Here is a 6,000-nt window from a genome sequence, read left to right as displayed (position 1 = left end):
CGCCGCGACCAGGGCCGCCTGCCGTTGCGCGAGGCTGCCGGTCGGCGGGCCGCCCGCCCGGTCACCGGGTGCCGGCGGAGCGCCGCCGTCCGGCGGGGAGGCGCTGGTCACGTGACGGCCGGGAGGCCTGCGGCGGTGGCCAGGGCGTCCAGCTCGGCGCGGAGTACGGCCGCCGGTGGGTAGCCGCCGTCGCGCTCCAGCAGCAGGGCCGGCGGTCGCCGCCGGGCGCAGAGCGCCCCGACCAGCTCCAGCACCGGCGCCGGCACGGGATCGGTGTGCGTGTCGTGGTAGTAGCCGCCGTGCTCTGCGCCTCCGGCCACGTGCACGTAGGCGACCCGGTCGAGCGGCAGCCGGTCCAGCAGCGCGAGCGGGTCGGTGCCCCGGTTGCGGGCGTTGGCGTAGACGTTGGCGATGTCGAGCAGCAGCAGGGCCCCGGTCCGGTCCAGGATCTCGGTGAGGAAGGCCGCCTCGTCCAGCTCGTCGTCGGGCCAGTCGACCAGCGCGGCGATGGGTTCCAGCGCGATCGGCACCGGCAGCTCGGCCTGTACCCGGGCCACGTTGGCGCACACCGCGTCGACCGCCTCCCGGCTGCGCGGCAACGGCAGCAGGTGCCCGGCCTCCAGGCCGCCGGCCCGGACGAAGGCGATGTGCTCGCTGACCAGCGGGGCGTCGAGCCGCTGCGCCACCGCCGCCAGGTGGGCGACGCGGGCCGGGTCGACCGGCTCGGCGCCGCCGAGGGAGAGCCGCACCCCGTGCGGTACGACGGTCACCGCGCGCTCGCGCAGCTGGACCAGGCCCGACGGGAGCGGCCCGCTGGCGGGCACCGACTCGGCCACCACCTCGACGAAGCGCAGCCCGGGCAGCTCGGCCACGAAGCCGGCGATCTCCGGGCGCCAGCCGATGCCGACGCCGGACGGCCCCGTCATCCGCCGCACCCTCCGCCTCCGCACCCGCCGCCACCGCCGCACGAGCTGCCGCCACTGCACGAGCTGCCCCCGCCATCGCCCGACGTTCCGCCGCTCGAGCCCGACGACCAGCCGCTGCCGGACGCCGCCTGGCGCTGGATCTCGGCCTGCTCGGCGAAGCCGGGGTCGAGCGCCCAGAGCGACGCGGTGCCGTACAGGGCCACGCCCATCGCCGCGCCGGCCGCCCCGTAGGTGGCGAACGCGGGAGACGACGCGGGGGCCAGGTGGGCGTGCTGGCGGCGTATGTCGCGCACAGCGGCCCGACCGGCGCGGGTGCGCTCGGGCACCAGGCGCAGCAGCAGCGCGGCGATGAGAACCGGGATCAGGGCGAGCATCAGGTAGCCCACCGGGCGGTCGTTGAACAGGCCGGAGACCAGCCGGAACAGGCCGATGCCCAGCAGGACGAACAGGAACCCGGCCCAGCGGCGGGCGGTGCCGTGCTGCGCCCTGCTCCGCAGGAGCCCGCGCTGCTCCAGGCCGGCCCGGAGCTGGTCGAGCGCCTCGCGGACCCGCTGGTCCTGCGGCAGGTCCCCGGCCCGGGCCCGCTGGTGGGCGGCCCAGTGGATGGCCTGGTCCAGTGGGGTCAGCCCGGACGGTGTCGGGCCGGTGGTGAGCAGCCGACGGTCCGGACCGACGCCGATCGCGCCGCTGCTGCGCAGACCGCCGACCGCGGCGTGCACGGCGAGCCGGGGCCCACCGTTGAGGTACGCGACCTGTTGCGGGCCGAGTGGCCCGGTCGTGGCGTCCCTGGAGTCGCCCACCGGGCGGACCCGGTAGTAGACCGCCAGCGCCACCACCAGGGCGGTCGCCACGAGGTAGAGCCGGAGGAAGGTCGGGCCGGGGATGCCCCAGGTGTCGCCCGACGCGGCGAGGTCGATCATCGGCTGCTCCTGTCGCCGGAGGGTTCGGCGGCCCCATTGTGGAGCAGCGGCGCCACGGCCGGCGGCCCGGTGTCGGGCGGACGATCAGCGGCGGCGGACCGCCTCCTCCACCAGGTCGAGCACCGGGCCCAGGTCGCCGGCCGGCCGGCCCATCGCGAGGTGCAGCACCAGGCCGTCGTAGGCGAGTTCCAGGAACTGGGCCAGCACGTCGATCGGTACGTCCTCGCGCAGCACCCCCGCGTCGCGCTGGCGGGCCAGCCGGTCCCGGGTCGCCTCGGCGACCGCGGCGGACCGCTCCGCCCAGCGCCGGGCGAACGCCGGATCGGTGCGCAGCCGGCGGGACACCTCCAGCTGGCTGCCGAGCCAGCCGGTGGTGTCCGGGGAGACCGCTCCGGCCAGCAGGTCACGCATCACCTGCACGAGACCGTTGCGGGCCACCGTCTCGACCATGGCGGCGGCGTCGTCCTCGGCGACGGCGAGGAACAGCGAGTCCTTGTCCCGGAAGTGGTGGAAGATGGCACCCCGCGAGAGCCCGGTGGCCTCCTCGAGGCGGCGTACGGTCGCCCCCTCGTAGCCGTGCCGGGCGAAACACGCCCGCGCGGCGGCGAGGATCTCCTGCCGGCGCGCGTCGAGCTGGTCCTGGCTTACTCTGGGCACGCGTCGATCGTCGCAGGTCACCCCGCGTCAGGCAAACCGTACGTACGGCTTGGTATATGGCTGCCGACGGCACCGCTACCATCGCCCCGTGACCCCGCCCCCCACACCTTCCGCCCCGCTGACCGTGGCCACCGTCCAGGCCACGCCGACGCCCGGCGACGTCGCCGGCAACGCCGTCGCCGCCGCCGACCTGGTCCGCCGCGCCGGCGGGCAGGGCGCACGGGTGGTCGTCCTGCCCGAGCTGTACCTCTGCGCGTACCACCCGCCGACCCTCGCCGCCGACACGGCCGGCACCGACGTCGTGGCAGACCCGACCGGCGTGGTCGCCGACCCCCGGCTCGACCCGCTGCGCGCGGCCGCGCGTGACATCGGGGTCAGCGTGCTGGTCGGCGCCGCGGCCCGGCATCCCGACGGCCGGCGCACCATCGCCGCGCTCGTGGTCGACCGGGCCGGAACGGTCCGGGTCGGGTACGACAAGCAGCAGCTGTGGGGCGACGAACGCGACCTGTTCAGCCCCGGCGGGCGCGGTGCCACGCTGCTCGTCGACGACTGGCGGCTCGGGTTGGGCATCTGCTACGACGGCTGCTTCCCGGAGCACGGCCGCGCCGCCGCCCTCGACGGCGCCCACGGTTACCTGTGCCCCAGCGGCTACCTGGCCGGCTCGGAGCACCGCCGGGACCTTTACTACGCCGCGCGGGCCCTGGACAACACGATGTACGTGGTCTTCGCCAACGCGGTCGGCGGCGCCGACCCGTGGCGGTTCAACGGCGGCGCGGCGATCTACGACCCGCAGGGGCGGACGCTGGCGCGGGGCGCCGACGAGGGCACGGCGGTGCTGGTCGCGACGCTGGACCCGGCCGCGTTGGCGGCTACCCGGGCGGCCCATTCGATGCTCGCCGACCGGCTGCCGGACCAGGGCGGCTCGCGGGTGACCCTGTCCGATTGAGCCCACCGCCAGGTCGACACCCGCAGGATCTGTTGGCGGACACGTCGGTCCCGTAGGGTGCCCGAGTGCCACTGCTCCTGCTGGACCTGGACAACACCCTGCTGGATCGGGCCGGGCCGTTCCGCCGCTGGGGTGAGCGCTTCCTGGACGGCATCGGCGCGCCCCCCATCGACATCGACTGGCTGATCTCGATCGACGCCGACGGGTTGACCGACCGCTGGGATCTGGCCGACGCCATCCGGGACCGGTACGAGCTGCGCATTCCCTCGATCGACCTGGTGGAGGAGCTGCACGACGGGGTGGTGGAGCAGACCCGCCTCGATCCGCTGGTCGCCTGCGCGCTGCGGATCGCCGACGACGCCGGCTGGGTGCCGGTGGTGGTCTGCAACGGCACGGTACGCGTGGAGGACGCCAAGATCCGCCGGACCGGTCTGGACCGGTACGTGGCCGACTGGGTGATCTCCGAGGAGGCCGGGGTCAGCAAGCCCAACCCCAGGATCTTCGCGCTGGCCGCGCAGCGGGTGCGGATGCCGCTGCGTGGCGCCTGGGTGGTCGGCGACAGCCCGGAGGCGGACATCGGCGGCGCCGCCGCGGTCGGGCTGCCCAGCGTCTGGCTGCACCGGGGCCGCACCTGGTCGGACACCCGGTTCGCGCCGAGCCGGTCGGTGGACGGGCTGATCGCCGCAGTCGCCACCGTGCTCGCCGGCTGAGCTCGCCGCCGGGAGGCGCCCGCCCCGGTCGGGCGGCGCCGGTAATTCGGTTGACCGGCCGCCGGGTGGCGGCGAACATGGTCGGCGCATCGTGCACCCGGGCGTACGCCCGGTCGAGGAGAGGGGGTCGGTCATGGCCGTCTTCGCAGCTCGCTTCCAGCTGCCTTCATCAGCCTCGACCAAGGGAACCTCACCACAGTGCGCGATCACGACCTTCCGGCGCTCGAGCGCCGGACCCGCGGCAAGAGCCGCTTCGACGACGACGAACCGCAGTTCCTGAAGCGCGGGCGGCACAGCGAGCCGCCCGCCGACCCGGACGGCGCCCCTGACCCGGACACCGGCGATCGCTGGTCGTCCTGGGACGACGCGGTGCACGGGCCGCAACCGCACCCGGACTGGCTGGTCACCGAGCTGGCCGCCAAGGACACCGAACTGGGCGTGCTGAAGACCGGCAAGGAGGCGGACGTCCACCTGGTCCGCCGGGGGGTGCCCGACACCGACCGGTCCTGCCTGCTGGCGGTCAAGCGCTACCGGGACCCCGAGCACCGGCTGTTCCACCGGGACGCCGGTTACCTGGAGGGCCGCCGGGTGCGCCGGTCCCGCGAGAACCGGGCGATGGCCGGCCGGACGGCCTTCGGCCGGCAGATGATCGCCGGGCAGTGGGCGGCGGCCGAGTTCGACGCCCTGGCCCGGCTCTGGGAGATCGGCGCCGGGCACGACCGGATCGCCGTGCCGTACCCGGTGCAGCTGCGCGGCACCGAGTTGATGCTGGAGTTCGTCGGCGACCCCGAGACGGGCGAGGCCGCGCCCCGGCTGGCCCAGCTGCGGCCCGGCCCGGGCGAGCTGCGCGACCTGTGGGCCCAACTGGTGGAGGCGTTGCGGGTGCTGGCCCGGGCCGGCTACGCCCACGGCGACCTGTCGCCGTACAACCTGCTCGTGCACCGGGGCCGGCTGGTCGTGATCGACCTGCCGCAGGTGGTCGACGTGGTGGCGAACCCGCAGGGGCCCGAGTTCCTGGCCCGCGACGTGCGGGTGGTCGGCACCTGGTTCGTGGCGCGGGGGCTGCCCGCCGAGCAGGCCGATCCCGGCGCGCTGGCCGGGGAGCTGCTGCGCGAGGCGGGCGTCCGCTGACCGGGACGGGTCGGGCGGCCCGGCCGGGCCGCCCGACCCACCGGCACCGCTTACTGGAGGTAGCGCTCCACCTCGGGCTTGGGGCGTTCGCCCTGGGAATCGGGGTCACCGTGGCTCTGCCGGGCGGCCCGACGACGGCGCAGCAGGTCCCAGCACTGGTCGAGGGACTCCTCCAGCGCGCGTAGCCGCTCGCTGGCGTCGCCCTCGGTGCCCGACTCGTGGGCCTGCGCGTCCGCGCGCAGCTTGTGTTCCTCGTCGACCAGCTCGGAGATCCGGTTCAGGATGGTCTTGTCGTCCATGCCACAGAGCCTGGCACAGGGTGCCCGGCATCGCCCGGATTCGGGGGTACCGGTAGGTCCCGGCGCGGTGGCGTCCCGCCCGGCCGGTCGCGCGTCGCCCGCCGGTCCCGCGGGGTGGGCGTCGACCCGGGGCGGCGGCGACGGGCCCCCGGGGCGACGTCAGTCCCTCGGCGTGCCGCCCCGACCTGCGTCGGGAGCCCATCCTGATGGTCCACTCAGGAGCGTGGGGCGGGGATGTCGGGGTCGCGGCCCCGGCGCGGCGGCGGAATTCTCCCGGCCGCAGGTCTGGAGGTGCCCCGCGTTTGGTGAGATGCTTCCGACGCCCAGAAGGTGAAAGTTCCACAGTCCCCGACCGACCGAAGTGGACCGCTGCGGTCGGCGGGACGCCGAGGAGGCGTCGTTTCATGTCGC

Annotated in this window: 7 protein-coding genes; 3 read left to right on the top strand and 4 right to left on the bottom strand. The window is 75.5% G+C overall.

Annotation, left to right across the window (positions count from 1 at the left end; genetic code table 11):
• Positions 1-107: 107 nt before the first annotated feature.
• The 3 genes from DKT68_RS28555 to DKT68_RS28545 all read right to left on the bottom strand — a co-directional run bounded on the left by DKT68_RS28555 (position 108) and on the right by DKT68_RS28545 (position 2,503).
• The gene (locus tag DKT68_RS28555) at positions 108-926 is read right to left on the bottom strand and encodes a DUF692 domain-containing protein (RefSeq protein ID WP_109820479.1); all 819 of its coding nucleotides are present in this window, start codon (positions 924-926) and stop codon (positions 108-110) included.
• The gene (locus tag DKT68_RS28550; RefSeq protein ID WP_109820478.1) at positions 923-1,846 is read right to left on the bottom strand and encodes a TIGR04222 domain-containing membrane protein; all 924 of its coding nucleotides are present in this window, start codon (positions 1,844-1,846) and stop codon (positions 923-925) included. Before DKT68_RS28550 ends, DKT68_RS28555 begins: the two co-directional genes overlap by 4 nt.
• An 84-nt stretch (positions 1,847-1,930) precedes the next feature.
• Positions 1,931-2,503, bottom strand: coding sequence for a TetR/AcrR family transcriptional regulator (locus DKT68_RS28545; protein WP_109820477.1), 573 nt, complete (start codon positions 2,501-2,503; stop codon positions 1,931-1,933).
• A gap of 88 nt (positions 2,504-2,591) precedes the next feature.
• Between DKT68_RS28545 and DKT68_RS28540 the strand changes: the two genes are divergently transcribed.
• The 3 genes from DKT68_RS28540 (at position 2,592) to DKT68_RS28530 (ending at position 5,290) form a co-directional block, all read left to right on the top strand.
• Positions 2,592-3,449 (top strand): carbon-nitrogen hydrolase family protein, encoded by an 858-nt coding sequence (locus DKT68_RS28540; protein ID WP_109820476.1) that lies wholly within the window; start codon positions 2,592-2,594, stop codon positions 3,447-3,449.
• A gap of 65 nt (positions 3,450-3,514) precedes the next feature.
• Positions 3,515-4,159: an HAD family hydrolase gene (locus DKT68_RS28535; RefSeq protein ID WP_109820475.1), complete on the top strand. Its 645-nt coding sequence runs from the start codon at positions 3,515-3,517 to the stop codon at positions 4,157-4,159.
• 198 nt (positions 4,160-4,357) lie between these two features.
• The gene (locus tag DKT68_RS28530; protein ID WP_109820474.1) at positions 4,358-5,290 is read left to right on the top strand and encodes a serine protein kinase RIO; all 933 of its coding nucleotides are present in this window, start codon (positions 4,358-4,360) and stop codon (positions 5,288-5,290) included.
• Between the two features lie 50 nt (positions 5,291-5,340).
• Here the strand turns inward: DKT68_RS28530 and DKT68_RS28525 are convergent, their stop codons facing one another.
• Positions 5,341-5,589, bottom strand: a complete 249-nt coding sequence (locus tag DKT68_RS28525) for a DUF2630 family protein (RefSeq protein ID WP_109820473.1) — start codon at positions 5,587-5,589, stop codon at positions 5,341-5,343.
• Between the last annotated feature and the right edge of the window lie 411 nt (positions 5,590-6,000).

Origin of the sequence: Micromonospora acroterricola, assembly GCF_003172955.1 — a bacterium.
Taxonomy (GTDB): domain Bacteria; phylum Actinomycetota; class Actinomycetes; order Mycobacteriales; family Micromonosporaceae; genus Micromonospora; species Micromonospora acroterricola.
This window is presented reverse-complemented; position numbering and strand designations above follow the sequence as displayed.